The sequence below is a fragment of the Streptomyces poriferorum genome (genome assembly GCF_019399235.1).
Classification (GTDB): Bacteria; Actinomycetota; Actinomycetes; order Streptomycetales; family Streptomycetaceae; genus Streptomyces; species Streptomyces poriferorum.
Genome location: NZ_JAELVH010000010.1, coordinates 35872 through 52660, shown reverse-complemented (window position 1 = coordinate 52660; position 16789 = coordinate 35872). Strand labels below are relative to the sequence as shown.

Here is a 16789-nt window from a genome sequence, read left to right as displayed (position 1 = left end):
ATCCGAGAAACAGTGCCTAGCAGCGACCGTGGCGGGCAGCCTGAACGACCGCGGGCTCTCCCAACGGACCACCGGCACCGCCCTGGCGCTGCTCGCTGCCTCGTGGCTGCCCTTGGCCTTCACCCGCAGCTCGCTCTGGGCCCTGGTCGTCGGCGTGATCCTCCTCGATCTCGCCGTGCAGGCGGTCCATGTCACCAACCAGACCCTGATCTATGCGCTGCACCCGGACGCGGGCAGCCGGTTGATCGGCGGATACATGGTCTTCTACTCGATCGGCAGCGCCACCGGCGCCATCGCCGCGACCTCCCTGTACACGGCGGCCGGCTGGGGCGCCGTATGTGCACTCGGCGCCGCAATCAGCTGCCTCGCGTTTGTGCTCTGGGCACTCACGCCACACAGCATCCCGGACACCACCAGGGCCACCGACTGAGGTCATTTCGTGGCTGTTGATGTACCGACCAATTGATGAGCAACATCGGTAAGTGGCGATGCGCGGCCGCATCGACGTCGGATCATGCCCATAAAACGGTGTCAGACCGGGTTTGAGATCTCGCGTTGTGGTCGGGTAGCCGGAGATCATGGCTGATCTCCGGCTACCCGACCACACGGATGAATCGTCTGGTGACTGCATCTATCGACCGTCGTCGGTCCCTTGAGGAGCTGGAATGTGATCGTTGGCAGGCGCCCCCGCCTGGCGCCACCTATCTCAGAGGCTGTTGTCTTTCCGAGTCTGAAGACTGTGTTTTTGCTGGTCAGGCGTAGGGGTGGTGTGGGAGTGATGGACCGCCGTTTCATCGCTCCCGTGGAGGTCGTGAATGCCGTCGGCTGCCGGACTGCTGGAACAGCACGAGCTAGCCGCCCGCCGTCGTGTGGATGGGCTGCGTGAGGAAGCCGAGGTGCGGGTGTCACCGCCCGTGGTGGTGAAGGCGAGATCACAGGTTCCGGTGTGGCGAGAGGGACTGCCAAACCGCGCGATCATCCTGATCAGACGTCATGCCAAGGGGCCGGGCCGCACGCGCTCGCCCGACCTGTGAACACTCTCCACTCGGTCAATGCATCGATAGACCAGCGGCATTGCGACCGAGGCCGAACCTGCAGAGCCGTCCGAGGTGGTGCCGTCGAGGCCTGTGGACGCGCGATGCCTTGAGCACGCCGATGAGGGCTGAACCCATGTCATGGTCGCGCCTCCTCGGCGACGAGACGGGCCGCGGCGGGTGGAGCGCCCCGCTACGTCGGACTCGGTTCGCGCAACACCTACCGTGTGGTCCTCCTCGGTCATTGCCCTGCGCGCAGGGCAATGACCGCAGTGTCGGTCACAGGGCGACGACGGCACCCTCACGCATCCAACCCCGCCCATCCGCGGCCGCGTCAGTGGCGACCAGTACATAGCCGTACTCGTTGTAGGACGCGCCCTCGCACGTTGCTGCGCCAACGATGTCACCCGCGTACTTGGTCTTCACCACGGCACTGTTCGGATTCGGATTCTCATAAACTCCAGCAGTCGGCCACACGACCTTGTACTGACAGCCGGCCTGGGGCGACGCAGCGGCGATCGGGGTGCCGGCGAGCGAGCCGCCGAAGCCGAACGCGGTGATCAGGACGGCGGTAGCAAAACGCCTCGTACGCATCATGGGCTGTCCTTCGGAGGAGTTGGTGCGTGTCGAGTACATGATGACAGTCCCCTGTGGCGAGCTGTTCGCGGGTTGAGTCCTGCCGTTCAGCTCCGCAGGGCATCCTTCAGACGTCGGCGCCCGGGGCCGGGTCCGTCCCTGGTCACCCACTGCTCCTCCCGGCTCGACCACGATGGCTGCGGCGGTGTGCCGGTTCGTCGAGAAGGTACCCGGTGCCCGTTCCTCGCCCTCTTCCTGAACGTGACCGCCTTCTCCGCCTTCACAGCATTCCCGACGCCCGGGGTCCTTCCGGGGAAGCGCAACCCCCCTCCGCTCCGAAGCTGGACATGTTGCGCATGCAGGGCAGCGCGATTGTCATGCCGCTGAACTGGTCACCCCGCGGGGGAAGCTGCTTGCGATCACTGCCTGTGGCGGGCGATCTCAGTGCTGGTCGTACATGCCCAGGGTTGACCACGGACGGTAAGACGAAGTACCCGGACTCACCCAGCCGTCCTCTTTGCTCACAAGACTCGGACCGTGCTCGCGGCAGTAGCGATGTGCAACAGGGAGCGCCCGTACCAGGAAGCCCTGGGCCCCTGCGGGTTGCCGTGCGGCAGCGCCCGCCGACGGTACGGAGTGCAGCCCCGGCCGCTCGGGTGCAGGTGCAGGTGCGGGCGGCCGGGCCTAGCGTGGGAGGAGGGCATCGAGGCACTCTTGCGACGGAGGCATGCATGGCCGTACGGCACCGGTTGATCAGGAAGCCTCCCGCAGAAGTCTGGGAGGTTCTTTCCGACACCGAACGGTACGGGGACTGGGTAGTCGGCGCCGCCAAGGCCCAGATGGACGCGGGGCAGTGGCCGGAGCTGGGAGCAACCCTCCGATACGAGATCAGGATCGGGCCGTTCACCCTGCACAACCGGACCGTGGTACGCCGCAGCGAACCAACCACCGTCCTCGAGCTGGAGGCGGACAGCGGGCCGCTGGGGACCGCCAGGATCGCGATGGAGCTGCGGCCCTGGGGCGAGCACACCCTGATCATCTTTGACGAACACCCGCTGCGCGGTGCGGGAGGAGCTCTGCACAACGGCCTCCTGGACGCGGCCCAGCAAATGAGGCACCGCGTGATGCTGGGCCGTCTGGCCCGTCTGTGCGAGGCCGGTGAAAGCCCGCCCCGCACGGCTCACGGGCGGCCGCGACCTCGCAAGGTGTGAACCGAGACCCCGCAGGCCCCGACCGCTCCGCCGGGCGGGGCGCCGACCACCGAGCCGGGAGCCAGCCATGCCGGACGCCGTAGTGATCGGGGCGGGTCCCAACGGGCTGGTCGCGGCCAACCTCCCGGCCGACGCGGGCTGGAGTGTGGAGGTCCTGGAAGCCCAGAACGAGCCGGGCGGAGCGGTCCGGCACGACCGGGGAGTCGACCCAGAGTTCGCCAGCGACCTCTTCAGCGCCTTCTGCCCCCTCGCAGCCGCTTCCCCGGTGCTGCGCGGTCTGCATCTGGAGCGTGAGGGGCTGAGTTGGAGCCACGCCCCGAAAGTACTCGCCCACCCCCCGCTCGACGGCCGCTGCGCCGTCCTCAGCCGTGGCCTGGAAGAGACGGCCGCGAGTCCGGAGGCGTTCGCTCCCGGTGACGGGGCCGCGTGGAAGGAGCTGCGGAACGTCTGGGAGACGCTGCGGCCCGGCATCATCGACGCGCTGTTCACGCCTTTCCCCCCAGTCCGCGCCGGCGCCCGGCTGGCGCTGCGGCTGCGCGCGGCAGGCGGGCTCCGACCGGCCGGGACGATGGTGCCGCCGGTGCGACGACTGGGCCAGGAGGAGTTCCGCGGCGAGGGCGGCAGACTCCTGCTCTCGTCCGGGTAGTCCCCACTGCCTCGGACGCGGCGAGAACAGCGGGAAGGTCGTGGTGGGGGCAGGGCAGCCTGTCAGGCTGGCCGGCTGAGCCGGCCGTCCGACACCGAGGAGTGACGGCGGCCGACCGCTCGGGCTTGAAGAAGTGTCCGTGCCAGGTTGCTGCCGCGGCTATGAGAGGGAGGCACTGCCCCTTCGGGAATGGTTGAACAGCCCGCGGAACGCGATCATGGCGACGGTGAGCCAGACCACGCCGACGAGAGCGACAAGGCCCGCTGATCGTGCGACCACGCCGAGATCCGCTCCGGACTCGAGGTGCCGGATCGCGTTGAGGCCGTGCGTCACCGGCACTGCCTGGGCTGCCCATCCCACGCCGGACGGCCAGAAGTCGACCGGGACGACCGCACCGCAGAAGGCTGTGATGGCCATGGTCACGACGGCGCTCATGACATTGCGCGCCCCCGGCGCCAGCAAGGCCACCGCACCGATCACCAGAGCCATGCAGTACGTGGCGAAGCTCGTCAGCAGCACCAAAACGACGACGAGCGGGACATCGGCCGCGGTCCAGTGGAGATCGAAGAACAGCGACATCGTGAAAATCGCGATGGAGGTGGTAGCGGTGGCGGACAGGGGCCACATCATGCTTCTGCCGAAGTAGTAGCCACCGGGAACGACCGGTGAGGCTGCCAGCAGTGGGAAGGTACCCAGGTTCAGGTCCCAGGTCGTGGACGCCACGGTCATCAGAGACTCCGCGACACAGATCATCAGCGCGGCGCCGAGCACCACGTGAACCACATAGTCGGGGTCTCCGACCGTCACACCGATGATGCTGTAGAACGCCACCTGGCAGAGAACTCGGACGAGCCAGCCGCCCAGCCACGTCTTCCACGTGTAGAACCACGCGAAGTCGGTGCGCGCAACGATGAAGCCTTGCCGTACCGCCGTCATGACCCGCAGGGCATGGATTCCCATCGCTTCCCCCTCACTCCTTGGCCAGCGCGCCGAGTGCGCGTGCGCGTTGCAGGAAGCGACTGATGAACAGCCGTCCGAGTGCGAAGGCGGTTGCCCCGAGGAGGCCGAGCATCACCAGGTAACAGATGGTGTTCTCCAGCTCCGCTCCCGGTGTCGTCGCAGCTCTCAGCAGATCGGCGCCCCAGGACAGATACACGATCCGGGTCAGGCCCTCGAGCCAGCCCGGGTACTGGGAAACGGGCACCAGCACACCGCCCAGCAGATAGACCGGGAAGGACAGGGTGTTCTGCACGCTCCGGGCGCCCGGAGCGATCACGAAGACCGCGGACAGTGCGGTCGCCGTCGCCGCCGTCGCCGCCGCGGTGAGGACCAGGGCAGAGGCGAAGAGCAGAGGCTGCTCGAAGGAGAGCCAATAGCCGAAGACCGAGCCCGCCGCGAGATAGGACATCAGGAACGAAGGCAGTGCGAGCAGCATGCAGGCGCAGAGTCGCCCGAAGAGCAGCATGGCGAAAGACATGGGTGCGGCGATCAACGACTCCAGTCGCCCGTTCTCCCGGTCCTCGCTGATCATCTCCCCCGAGAAGGACAGGGCGGCCGTCCACATGGTGATGAGCATGGGGGCGATGACGGCATGCGAGTTGAGGTCGGTGCGCCCCGAGTACTCCATGATCGACATGAACACCAAGGCGAAGAACGGCGCTGTGATGAGTGAGAAGTACGTGTCCGCCTGACCCCGCATGGCGACGATCTGGAATTCGAATCCGGCGCCGAAGCCGGGCATCAGGCGCCGTCGTGGGGCTCGCTGAAGGGCTGTCATCCACCCACAGCCATTCCGCGGCGGCCGATGAGATGCAGATAGACCTCTTCCAGCGAGGGCCGGCTCCTGGAGACGTCGGTCACGCCCGCTGCCACGATCGTCATCAGCACCTGTCGTGTGGCTTCGGAATGCTCGGTCTCGACGCGAAGGACACCGGCCTCCGTCTCCGACACGGCTGCCACGCCCGCGAGGCCGGTGAGGCGGTCACGCACCTCCTGCGGCACGCCTCGGGCGTCGACGCGTTCCCGGGTAGAGACGATGTTCCCGACCGTGGTGGGGCTTTCCGTCAGGGCCAGGTTGCCGTCGTCGATGAACGACACCCGGTCGCTGAGCTCCGCGGCCTCGGCCATGTCATGGGTCGTCATCAGTATGGTGCGGCCGTCGGCCCGGAGTTCCCGGACAAGGTCGCGAAAGTCCCGGGCCGCCACCGGATCCATGCCGACCGTGGGCTCGTCGAGGATCAGCACACCCGGGTCGGAAACCAGGCCCCGGGCCAGGTGGAGCCGCTGCTTCATGCCGCGGGAGAACCCCTGCACCCGTTCGTCGGCGCGTTGCGCCAGGCCCATCCGGTCGAGCAGTTCGTCCACCCGCCGTCGCCGTTCACCGCGGCGCAGGCCGTAGAGCGATGCCCAGAAGTTCAGGTTCTGCCGCGCGCTCAGTCGGTTGTAGAGCCCGCGGTCACCCCCGAAGACCACGCCCAGGCACTGCTTCGCCTTCTCTGCGTCCCTCACCACCTCATGACCGAGCACCGTGACCGTGCCCGAGGTGGGGAGGAGGACCGTGGAGAGGATTCGGCACAGGGTGGTCTTGCCGGCACCGTTCGGGCCCAGCAGTGCGTGCACCTCGCCCCGGGGGATGGTGAGGTCAATGCCCTTGAGCGCCATGAAGTCGGGCTTCCCCTTGACCACGTAGGAGCGGGTGACCCCTCGTATGTCGATGGCTGCCGTCATCGCTCGCCTCCGGTCGCCTCGGCCTCGGACCTGACCAGGGAGGCAGGCCGCATATCGGTCCACGCCCCCTCGATCACGTCCAGGCATTCCCGGCGCTCGCCGGGTCCGTGGACCTGCCGCCAGCCGCGGGGTACCTCCAGCGGAGCCGGCCACAGAGAGTGCTGGTTCTCGTCGTTGACGAGAACCAGAAAACGCCCTTCGGCGTCGTCGAACGGGTTGGACATCCACCTGCTCCTGTCAGTCGGGGCCGATCGGGCCTAGGGCCTCTCGTCTGGATCACGCCGGGCTCGCGGGGTCCGGCCTGATCCAGACGAAAGGCCCTAGCGGAGGCCGAGGGCGAGAATCCCCGCGATCCGTTCCTGTGCGCCGGGACTCATCAGTTCGACGTGTGCGTAGTCGACTCTCACGACACCCAGCTTCCCTTCCACATAGGGCTCCCAGAGCTCGGAGCCGAGCCAAGCGGGGCGCCCTGGCTCCTCGGCTGTCACGAGGAGCACATCGCCGCGGAAGACTCCCGGGACGTCCCGGGGCCCGAGGCGCAGGTGGTGGCCGGTCACCATCTCCAGCCGGCCGAGGTGCTCCGGCGACAGTCCTCGCAGCACCTCGGCCGTGAGGTGCTCGCGAAGCACGCTCGCAGGATCCGGCTCCCGCCCGGCGCCGCGGGCGGCAACCTCGTTGAGGGGGTAGCTGTCGAGCAGCGCCAGCAGCGACACCTCTTCCCCGGCGTTCTGAAGCTGGGCCGCCATGGCATGGGCGACGTTCCCCCCGAAGGACCACCCCAGGATCTGGTAGGGCCCGTGTGGCTGGTACTCGCGCACCAGTCGCACGTACTCCGAGGCGAGTTCCCGCACACTCGCGGCCTGGCGCCCGGCGCCGCTCAAGCCCGGGGGCTGCAGGCCGACAACCGGAACGTGCGCCGGAAGGTGACGCACCAGGCCGGCGTAGCACCAGCTGAGTCCGGTCACCGGATGGACGCAGAAGAGGGGTGTGCCCGTCCCCTTGCGCAGCGGCAGTACTGCGGCCATGGGGTTCCGGCCCGAGCCGCCCCGCAGCACCCGGAGCAGTCCTGCGACCGAGCGCCCCCGCATCACGTCCTGGATGGTCGGCTCCAGCCCCAGCAAGCCGCGCAGCCGGCTGACCAGCCGGACCGCGAGCAGCGAGTGTCCGCCGAGTTCGAAGAAATCGTCCTCCGGCCCCACATCGGGGATTCCGAGCACCTCGGAGAACTCCTGACAGAGCAGTTCCTCCTCCGGGCCCCGCGCGACGTCCCCGGAGCCCGGCGCGGCGTCCCCGGGCAGCGGAGCCGGGAGGGCGCGCCGGTCGAGTTTGCCGGCCGTGGTCATGGGAAGGGCGTCGACGCGGACGAAGGCCGACGGGATGAGGTGAGCGGGGAGTTGCTCGGCGAGGTGGCCTCGAAGGGCACGCGCCTCACATTCCTCGGCCTCCGGAACGAGGTAGGCGACCAGCTGTGCCTTGCCGGGTTCGTCCTCCCGCAGCATCACCGCCGCCTGCCCCACGTCCGGATGCCGGGCGAGCGCAGCCTCGATCTCTCCCGGCTCCACCCGGAAGCCTCTGAGCTTCACCTGGTCATCCGCTCGTCCGTCGAAGGCCAGCTGCCCGGCAGCGTCCCAGTGGGCCAGATCGCCGGTCCGGTACATACGGGAGCCGGGCGGACCGTACGGATCAGCGACGAACCTCTCCGCCGTCCTGGCCGGTTGCTCCACGTAGCCACGGGAGAGTTGCGCCCCGGCCAGGTAGATCTCGCCACGCGCCATGGGCGGCACGGGGCGAAGGGCATCGTCCAGGACGTACACCGTGTTTCCGCCCAGCGGACGGCCGATGCGCGGCGCCGGTCGTCCGGCCAGAAGACAGGCCGTGGCGTTGACCGTGAACTCGGTGGGCCCGTAGACGTTGTAGGTCCGAGTCCCTGCGGCTGCGCGCAGCCTCGTCCACAGGTTCCGGTCGGCCCGCTCGCCGCCCATCAGCAGCAGGCCCGGGGCGCGCCCGGAGTCGTCGAGCAGCCCCGCCTCCACCAGCTGGGCGAGATACGTCGGCGTAGCGTCCACGACATCGATGTGCCGGTCCAGGAGATACCGGGTGTACTCCTGGGGGTCGCTCCTGGTGGTCTCCGGGACGACGTGCAGCTCGTGTCCCGCGACGAGCGCGAGAATTCCCTGCCAGGAAGCATCGAAGGCGACGGAGGCGGTGAGGCTCACCCGCAACTGTTCGCGGCCCAGTTCCTCCGTCGCGGCCCGGAAGATCTGCTGGGACATCTCGGCGAGCAGACTGGCCAGTTGGCGGTGTTCCACCAGCACGCCCTTGGGGCGGCCCGTCGACCCCGAGGTGTGAATCACGTATGCGGCGTGTTCCCCGCATATCGGCGGTCGGGGCTGTTCCTGGCCGGGAAGCCGGGCAGGCGCGGCGGCCAGTTCGGCGAGTGTCTGGGGGGAGTCCAGGTCCAGACAGGGAACCCCTGACTCCGCCGAGAGCCGCGAGGCCGACTCGCCGTCGGCGAGAACGAGTGAGACACGGGCGTCCCGGAGAATGTTCGCACTGCGTCGCACCGGATGGGAGACGTCGAGCGGTACGGCCGCGCCGCCCGCCGCGAGCACGGCGAGGAGGGTCGTGATCTGGCGGCCCGACCGGGGCATCAGCACCGCCACGCGTTGCTCCGGTCCGATGCCCCTCGCTCGGAGTGCGTGGGCCAGGCGGCCGAGGCGTTCCCCCAACTCTCCGAAGGTGAGCTCTCCGTCCTCGGCGACCAGGGCCGGCGAGTCGGGGACCTCCGCGATCCGCTGCCGGAGCACGTCCAGGACGAGGGGGGCGGGTACCGCGTCGGGCGTCGGCTCCTGTCTCCTCGCCGGGGCGGCGTTCGAACGTCCCGGCGCGGTCACCGGGAGGTCCGGTCGCTCGCTCAGCTGGTCGACGAGGGAACGAAGCTCATCTGCCAGCCACTGGGCTGTCTCGGGTTCGAAGAGCTCTGCGCAGTAGAGCAGTTGGCAGTCCAGCCCCCGGCCGTCAGGGCGCTCACGGAATTCGAGGGCGAGGTCGAACTTGGCCGTACTCAGCCGGGTCTCCCCCGCGGTTGCCGATACCTCGCCGAAGTCCGGCGTGCCTGATTCTGCCTCCAGGCAGGTGACCATGGTCTGGAACAGCGGGTTCCGCCAGGACACCCGATGCGGGCTGAGGCTCCCGACCAGGCGGTCGAACGGGAGTTCCTGTTGCGCGAACGCGGACAGCGCGGTGTCCCGTGCGCGACGGACGAGCTCGCGGAAGTCCGGGTCTCCCGAGACGTCGAGACGCAGTACGACCGTGTTGACGAAGTAGCCCACCATGTCGTTGAGAGCCTCGTCCGTCCGCCCCGCGACGGGCGTGCCCAACGGGATGTCGTGTCCGGCACCGGTACGGGCCAGCAGTGCGGCGACCGCCGCGTGGGCGACGACCAGCATCGAGGTGCCCGACTCCTGGGCCACGGCGGAGAGCCGCCGGTGCACCGCGGGCCCCCAGCCGATCGTGACCCGCCCCGCGGTGATCCGGTCCTCGTCCGGACGCGGGTGGTCGTAGGGCAGCGGCAGCTCCTCGGGCAGCTCCGCCAGAGTGTTCCGCCAGAAGTCCAGTTGGCGCCGTGCGAAGTCGGAGGGCTGTTCGGCGCCGCCCAGGAGCTGGTGCTGCCAGACGGCGTAGTCGGCGTAACGCACCGGCAGTGGAGCCCAGTCCGGCGCATGGCCCGCGGCCCGGCTCCGGTATGCGTCGCCCAGGTCGCGCCGCAGCGGTCCGAGCGACCAGCCGTCCACCGCGATGTGGTGGAACACCAGGGAGAGCACGTGCTCTCCCTCTCCGCTCGTGCAGAGCAGGGCTCGCATCGGCAACTCGTTCGCCAGATCGAACTCGCGGTCACCCTCCGCCCTCAGCCGCCGGGCCAGCTCCTCGGGGGTGACAGACTCCACCGCCAACAGCTCGGGCAGCTCGCCCGGAGGGACCACCTGCGGAAACGGGCTGCCGTCCCGCTCCGGACAGCGCGTACGCAACGCGTCGTGGCGCCCGGCGAGATCGTGCAGGGCACGGCGGAGCGCCACCACATCGAGCGGGCCGGTCAGCCGGAGAGCGCAGGGGACGTTGTATGCGGCGCGGTACCCGGAGAGCTGCTGCAGGAACCACAGACCGTGCTGCACGGGGGCCAGCACCGGTTCCCCGGTGGCCGTCCCGGGACGCAGGGCGGGCCGGTAATGCGCGCTGTCCCCGGCCGCGGACAGCCGGGCCGCGAGTCCGGCCGGAGTGGGCTCCTCGAAGACGTCGCGCACGGTCAGTTCAGCGGCGAGCACGCTCCGGGCGCGGCTGATCAGCCGGATGACGGACAAGGAGCTGCCGCCGGCTGCGAAGAAGTCCTGCCGGGCCGAGAACGGCACGCCGTTGCCGAGCACTTCGGCGAATATCGCGCACATCGCCTCCGTCACGGAGTCGCCCGGTGTCCCGGGCTCGGCCGAGGCACTCGGCCCGGATGGGACGGGGAGCGCCCTGCGGTCGATCTTTCCGCCGGCGGTGAGAGGCAGTTCGGCGATCGGCACGATATCGGAGGGGATCATGTAAGGCGGTAGGTGCCCCCGCAGGAACTCACGCAGCTCCGCGGGGTCCGGCGCGCGATGGCCGGTGGTCACGTATCCGGTCAGTCGGCCGTCGCCGCCCGCGTCCTGCCGGACAATAACGGTGGACTGCCGCACGGCGGGATGACGGGTGAGCGCGGCTTCCACCTCTCCCGGCTCGATACGGAAACCACGCAGCTTGACCTGCTGGTCGCCGCGGCCCAGGAACACCAGCACGCCCTCGTCCCAGCGGACGAGGTCGCCCGTGCGGTACATGCGGCTGCCGGGGGGCCCGAACGGACAGGCGACGAAGCGCTCGCCCGTCATGCCCGGACGTCCGAGGTAGCCACGGGCGAGACCGGCACCGGCGATGTAGAGCTCGCCCGGAACGCCGGGTGGTACGGGGGTCAACGCCTCGTTGAGCACGTGGAGACGTGTGTTGTCGAGCGGCGTGCCGATCGGCAGGGCGCGCTCCGGGACCGTGGCGCGCTCCAGCCGGTACGACGCCGCGAAGGTAGTCGTCTCGGTCGGGCCGTATCCGTTGACGATCGAGATTTCCGGGCAGTGCACGGCGACGCGCGCCGCTGAGGCGGGTGGCACGACGTCACCTCCCGCCCAGACCTCCCGCAGTCCGCGCAGCGTCTCGGGGGCCACGTCCGCCACGACCTGGAAGAGCCCGGAAGTCAGCCAGAGCCCCGTGACCCGGCACTCGCGCACCACACGTCCGAGGGTGTCCAGGTCGAGATCGCCGGCGGGGGCCACGACCACTTCGCCGCCGTTGAGCAGGGGCACCCACAGCTCGTAGGTGGAGGCGTCGAAGGCGAGCGGTGAATGCATCAGGACCCGCTCGTGCCCGCCCCCGTGCCAGCTCCCGTCCTCGACGAGTTCGACGACGCACCGGTGGGTGACCGCCACTCCCTTCGGCACTCCGGTGGAGCCGGATGTGTAGATCACGTAGGCGAGATGGTCGGGGAGCAGGTCCGGCTGCACGACGGGACCCGCTCCGCCCGTTGCCGGGCCGGGTGTTCCGGTCCCGGTGAGCACGAGGGTGGGCAGGCCCAGAGCTGCCGCCCGCTCGGCGTGCTCGCTGTCTGTGATCAGCAGCCGGGCACCGGACTCGGTGAGCACCTGCCGCAGCCGCTGCTCAGGGTCGCGGGCGTGGAGCGGAACGTAGCACCCGGAGGCCTTCAGCACCGCGAGCGGGGCAGCGACGGCGGCGGCGCCACGGTCGAGCAGCAACGCCACCCGGTCCTCACGGCTCAGACCGCCCGCACGCAGTGCTCCGGCGATCCGGTCGGCCCAGGCGTCCAGGTCCGCGTAGCTGAGCCGCCCCGTCTCCCACGTCACCGCCGTGGAGTCCGGATGACTCGCCACCCGGATACGGAACAGCTCCGGCACGGTCACCTCGGGCACGGTGGCGGCCGTGCCGGTTCCGGCGCGGGTGAGGTGTCCGTTCTCGGGCTCGGCGAGCATGTCCAGCCGTGCGACAGCCGTGTCCGGCCCGACGCAGGCGGCGGCCGTCAGCCGCCTCAGCCAGCCGGACAGCCGTTCGACGGTGGAGGGTTCGTACATATCCGCTCGGGCCTCGATGCGCACACCGATTCCGGCGAGGCCACCGTCTTTCCCGGTCTGCTCCGCGAAGGTGAGACACAGGTCGAACTTCGCCGCGGCAAGGGTGGTCGGCTCGGGGCGGCAGGTGGCGCCTGCCATGGTGAAACTCTCCTCGCCGCCGCGTTCCTGCACGACGACCATGACCTGGAAGAGCGGGTGACGCGACACCGAGCGGGGCGGGTTGACAATCTCCACGACGCGCTCGAAGGGCAGTTCGTGGTGGTCGTACGCGGCAAGTACGGTTTCGCGGACACGGCGCAGCAGCGTCCGGAAGTCCGGTCCGCGGGAGAGGTCGAAGCGCAGCACCTGGGTGTTGACGAAGAAGCCGACCAGGTCGCCGACCTGCTCGTCCGCACGGGTGGAGACGACTCCGCCGAGAGGTATGTCGCTGCCGGCGCCGATTCGGTGGAGCAGCATCGCCACGGCGGCCTGGAGGGCCATGGTGAGGCTGACGTTCTCCTCGCGGGCAAGCGCGGACAGGGCTCGGTGGGTCTCCTGGTCCAGGACGAAGTCGAGTACGTGCGCACGGGGTTCGGGGACGGCCGGGCGCGGGCGGTCGGCCCGGAGGTCGAGCTCCGGCGGCAGGTCGGCGAGCGTCTCGCGCCAGTAGCGTGTCTGCCGGCTCGCCAGGCTCGCCGGATCGTCCCCCTCCCCCAAGGCCTCGCGGTGCCACACCGCGTAGTCGGCGTAGCTCACCGGCAGCGGCGGGTATTGCGGCATGTCTCCGCGCAGCCTGGCCTCGTAGGCCACAACGAGGTCCTGTCGCAGCAGTTCGCTCGACCTGGCATCACCGGCGATGTGATGCAGCAGGAGCAGCAGTACGTTCTGCCCCGGTGCGATGTGGAAGAGCACGCATCGCAAGGGCGGCTCCCGGGTCAGCTCGAAGGCATGGCGCAGCGCATTGTCCAGGGCTGCCGGCAGACCGTGCTCGGAAGTGTCGGCGCGAACGAGCAGGGGCCCGGGGTGGTGAGGCAGGACGCGCTGCCGCGGCACGCCGTCCCGCTCGGGGAAGACGGTGCGCAGAGGCTCATGCCGTGCCACCACGTCCAGCAGGGCGAGGTGCAGGACCTCGGCGTCGAGCGGGCCGGAGATCCGCAGGGCCAGGGGGATGTTGTAGGTGTCCGTGGCGCCTTCGGCGCGCGCGATGAACCACAGCCGCTGCTGCGCCGCCGACAGGGGTACGTCGCCCCGATGCGTCCGCGCAGCCAGCGGTGGCCGGGAATCCGTCCGGGTGAGCAGGGGGGCCAGAGCGGCTGGGGTGGGGTGGTCGAAGACGTCACGGATCCGGAGGTCGGATCCGAACACGGAACGAATGCGCGCGAGCAGCCGCGTCACCAGCAGCGAGTGCCCGCCGAGCACGAAGTAGTCGTCGTCGCGGGTGACACTCTCGACGTTGAGCGTCTGTGCGAACAGACGGCACAGGATGTCCTCGCGCGGCGAGCGCGGAGCGTCCGTCGTGTCCGGCCGGTCGTCATACGCCATGGGTGTGGGGTCGGGGAGTGCCCGTGCGTCCACTTTGCCGCTCGCGGTGAGGGGCAGCGCGTCGATGAGCACGATGCTGTCGGGCACCATCGGGCGCGGCAGCCGCGCGGTCAGATGTGCGCGCAGCTCTCCGCCCCGGGTTGTGGCGCCGTCGCAGGGCACCACGTAGGCGCTGAGCCGGGTGACTCCGTCGGTGTCCTGGCGTGCCACGACGGCGGCCTGACGCACCGAGGCATGTGAGGTCAGTACCGATTCGATCTCGCCGGGCTCGACGCGAAAGCCCCTTACCTTGAGCTGGTCATCGGCGCGCCCGTCGAAGACCAGTTGCCCGTCCGCGTCCCAGCGGCCGACGTCGCCGGTCCGGTACATGCGGCTTCCCGGCCGCCCGTGGGGGTCCGCCACGAAGCGGGACGAGGTGAGCCCCGGCTGCCCGCTGTAGCCCCGCGCGATCTGCGGGCCGTGCAGGTAGATCTCGCCTCGCGCGCCGGGAGGAACCGGGCGAAGGGCCTGATCGAGCACGAGGACCCCGAGACCGTCGAGCGGGCGGCCGATCCTGGGTGCGGGAACGTCGCCGAGCAGACACGTCGTGGCGTTGACGGTGAACTCGGTCGGCCCGTAGCAGTTACGGACCTCCACCTCACTGGCCTGTCGGAGCCGGTCCCAGAGCGCCTGGCTCACCGGTTCCCCGCCCACCAGCACCATGCCGGGACAGCCGGGCCGGTCCAGGAGACCGGCCTCGACGAGTTGCCCGGCGTGCGTCGGTGTCGCGTCCACCAGGTCCACCGCGTGTTCGCGCAGGTAGCGTACGTGGGACTCGGCGTCCCGGCGTACGTGGTCGGGGACGAGGTGCAGTTCGTGTCCGTGCACCAGTGCCAGCAGCCCCTGCCAGGATGCGTCGAAGGTGAGCGCCGCGGTCAGGGCGACGCGCAGCCGGTCGCGCCCGAGGCGCCGCGTGCCGGGGATGAAGGCCTCCCGCACCATCTGCGCATGGAGGTGGGCCAGCTGGCGGTGTTCCACCACGACGCCCTTGGGGCGTCCGGTCGAACCCGAGGTGTGGATGACGTACGCGGCGTTCTCGGGGCGCACCTCGGTGGGACCCGGCTCCTCCGGGCTGCCACCACCGGGCTCCTCCTGCCAGGCGCCCGCGACAGCGGGTTCGTCCAGGGTGAGGCGGGCCGGCCGGGGCAGGCCTACGAGGTCTCCAAGGTGTGCCGCGGTCTCCGCCGTGTCGAGCAGCAGCGTGACGTCCGCGTCCCGGAGCATGCCGTGCGTGCGCGCCGGCGGCTGGTCCGGGTCGAGCGGGACGCAGACACCACCGGCTGTCAGCACCGCGAGGAGCGCGACGACCTGAGTGTCCGAGCGCGGCACCAGGAGCGCTACGCGTTGTTCGGGGCCGATACCGCGGTTGGTGAGCAGCCGCGCCAGGCGCCCGGCGCGTCGGCCGAGCTCAGCGTAGGAGAGTCGGGTGTCGCCGTGGACCAGCGCGGTCCGGTCGGGTGTTCTGCGGATCTGCTGCCGGAGCAGCTCCGGGACCAGCGGTGGGGGCTCTGCCGGGGCTCGCCCGCTCCGGCCGATGGCGGCGGCGTTCCCCAGTTCGCTCGGGGACAGCAGTGCGACAAGGTTGAGGGGTGTGTCCGGTTCGGTGGCGGCGTTCTCCAGGAGACGGACGAAGCGCGCCACCGCGCCATCGAGGAAGCGCCGGCTGAAGAGACCGGACCGGAAGCGAAGGTCCCCGGACAACTGCCCATCGACGACGCTGCTGTTCAGCTCGATATCGAAGCGCGCAGCCTCGTTGGGCAGCCACAGCCGGGTGACGTCGTGTCCGGTGTCATCGGTGAGGGCGGTGACGGCGGGCCGTACGCCGTGATGGATCAGGAAGGCGTTGACGGGCTCGGTGCCGCGGCCGGTGGCGGCACCCGCCTCGGCGAGGATCCGCTCGTACGGCAGGTGCTGCTTGCGGGAGGTCCGTAGCCTCCCCGTGAGCTGTTTCATCAGGTCCACGAAGGACGTACCGGGCTCCAGGACGCCACGTAGCAGGAGGTTCTTGACGAAGAATCCGACAACACCGTCGTCATGCCGCCCGCGCCGGGCGTCCAGTGCCAGGCCGACCGTGATGTCGCACTGGCCGGTGTGCCGGGCGAGCCATGCCTGGAAGGCGGCACCGACCACAGCGGTGAGCGGGGAGCGATGTTGGCCGGCCAGCCGCTCCAGTGCCTGAGTGTGCGCGGCGGACAGACTGAACGGAATCTCGTGTGCCGTGGTGCCGGGCCGCGGGACCGGAAGATCACCGGGCAGCGAGGCTGCCTGCATGCCGGCGAGTTCCTGACGCCAGTGGGCGAGCCGCTGCTCCAGCACCGTCTCGCCCAGCTCGGCCCGCTCCGCGTCGGCGAAGTCGGCGTACGTCCGGGTCACCGGCGGAAGCTGCGGGGATTCGCCGCGCCGTGCTGTCCGGCAGAGGGCGACGAGGTCCTCGGTCAGGATCCACAGAGACCTTCCGTCGCACGCCAGATGGTGCATGGCCAGCATGACGACGGAGGAGCCGTCCGTGCAGTCCACGATCAGCGCCCGTACGGGCGGGGCTGCGAACAGCGCGAAGGGCTCCGTGAGGACGCGGCCGGCGATCTCCTGCCACTCCCCGGGGGCGGACTCCCGGGTCCGCACCAGCGGCACCCGGAAGTCCGGCTCGGGCACCTGGAAGGTGTTGCCCGCCTCGTCTCGCACGCAACGGGAACTCAGCACCGCGTGCCTGGCCGCCAGCTGGTCCAGGGCGCCGGAGAGGACCTGCGTGCTGATTCCCCGGGCGAAGCGGAGGATCAGCGGCAGGTGGTAGCCGCCGTGTTCAGGGTCCAGCTCGTGGAGCCACAGCAGGCGTTCCTGCCCCGAAGACAGCCGTGCGGGCGCGGTCGTACGGTCGCTCACAGA

At 69.9% G+C, this 16789-nt stretch carries 9 protein-coding genes and 1 pseudogene; 4 read left to right on the top strand and 6 right to left on the bottom strand.

Annotated features, from left to right (window positions below; genetic code table 11):
• Nucleotides 1-430: MFS transporter (locus JGS39_RS03525; protein ID WP_219567194.1), on the top strand; the 430-nt coding region annotated here is incomplete at its 5' end.
• 385 nt (nt 431-815) lie between these two features.
• Nucleotides 816-1034 (top strand): hypothetical protein, encoded by a 219-nt coding sequence (locus JGS39_RS03520; protein ID WP_219567197.1) that lies wholly within the window; start codon nt 816-818, stop codon nt 1032-1034.
• A gap of 279 nt (nt 1035-1313) precedes the next feature.
• Here the strand turns inward: JGS39_RS03520 and JGS39_RS03515 are convergent, their stop codons facing one another.
• On the bottom strand, nt 1314-1670 hold the full coding sequence (locus JGS39_RS03515) for a glycosyltransferase (protein WP_236062560.1): 357 nt from the start codon (nt 1668-1670) through the stop codon (nt 1314-1316).
• Nucleotides 1671-2341: 671 nt separating this feature from the next.
• Here JGS39_RS03515 and JGS39_RS03510 point away from each other — a divergent pair.
• Together JGS39_RS03510 and JGS39_RS03505 are read left to right on the top strand one after the other, a co-directional pair.
• Nucleotides 2342-2821, top strand: a complete 480-nt coding sequence (locus JGS39_RS03510) for an SRPBCC family protein (protein ID WP_219567193.1) — start codon at nt 2342-2344, stop codon at nt 2819-2821.
• Between the two features lie 67 nt (nt 2822-2888).
• Nucleotides 2889-3458: pseudogene (locus JGS39_RS03505) on the top strand (phytoene desaturase family protein); the annotation flags it as partial.
• Nucleotides 3459-3626: 168 nt separating this feature from the next.
• Here the strand turns inward: JGS39_RS03505 and JGS39_RS03500 are convergent.
• From JGS39_RS03500 to JGS39_RS03480, 5 genes are all read right to left on the bottom strand, one after another.
• A complete protein-coding gene (locus JGS39_RS03500) occupies nt 3627-4427 on the bottom strand; it encodes an ABC transporter permease (RefSeq protein ID WP_219567192.1) in 801 nt (266 codons plus the stop codon).
• 10 nt (nt 4428-4437) lie between these two features.
• Nucleotides 4438-5208 carry an ABC transporter permease gene (locus JGS39_RS03495; protein WP_219567191.1) on the bottom strand — a complete coding sequence of 257 codons (771 nt, stop codon included), beginning with the start codon at nt 5206-5208 and terminating at the stop codon, nt 4438-4440.
• A gap of 32 nt (nt 5209-5240) precedes the next feature.
• Nucleotides 5241-6194, bottom strand: a complete 954-nt coding sequence (locus tag JGS39_RS03490) for an ABC transporter ATP-binding protein (RefSeq protein WP_219567190.1) — start codon at nt 6192-6194, stop codon at nt 5241-5243.
• Nucleotides 6191-6418, bottom strand: a complete 228-nt coding sequence (locus JGS39_RS03485; RefSeq protein ID WP_219567189.1) for an MbtH family protein — start codon at nt 6416-6418, stop codon at nt 6191-6193. The genes JGS39_RS03490 and JGS39_RS03485 overlap by 4 nt, the downstream gene beginning before the upstream one ends.
• Before the next feature lie 96 nt (nt 6419-6514).
• Entirely contained in the window at nt 6515-16786 is a 10272-nt protein-coding gene (locus JGS39_RS03480) for a non-ribosomal peptide synthetase (RefSeq protein ID WP_219567188.1), read from the bottom strand.
• Between the last annotated feature and the right edge of the window lie 3 nt (nt 16787-16789).

Excerpts from the sequence above, each read along its gene's own strand:
- JGS39_RS03510 (WP_219567193.1), top strand. The coding sequence starts at position 2,342 with ATGGCCGTACGGCACCGGTTGATCAGGAAGCCTCCCGCAGAAGTCTGG.
- JGS39_RS03520 (WP_219567197.1), top strand. The coding sequence starts at position 816 with ATGCCGTCGGCTGCCGGACTGCTGGAACAGCACGAGCTAGCCGCCCGC.
- JGS39_RS03500 (WP_219567192.1), bottom strand. The coding sequence starts at position 4,427 with ATGGGAATCCATGCCCTGCGGGTCATGACGGCGGTACGGCAAGGCTTC.
- JGS39_RS03485 (WP_219567189.1), bottom strand. The coding sequence starts at position 6,418 with ATGTCCAACCCGTTCGACGACGCCGAAGGGCGTTTTCTGGTTCTCGTC.
- JGS39_RS03495 (WP_219567191.1), bottom strand. The coding sequence starts at position 5,208 with ATGCCCGGCTTCGGCGCCGGATTCGAATTCCAGATCGTCGCCATGCGG.
- JGS39_RS03490 (WP_219567190.1), bottom strand. The coding sequence starts at position 6,194 with ATGACGGCAGCCATCGACATACGAGGGGTCACCCGCTCCTACGTGGTC.
- JGS39_RS03515 (WP_236062560.1), bottom strand. The coding sequence starts at position 1,670 with ATGTACTCGACACGCACCAACTCCTCCGAAGGACAGCCCATGATGCGT.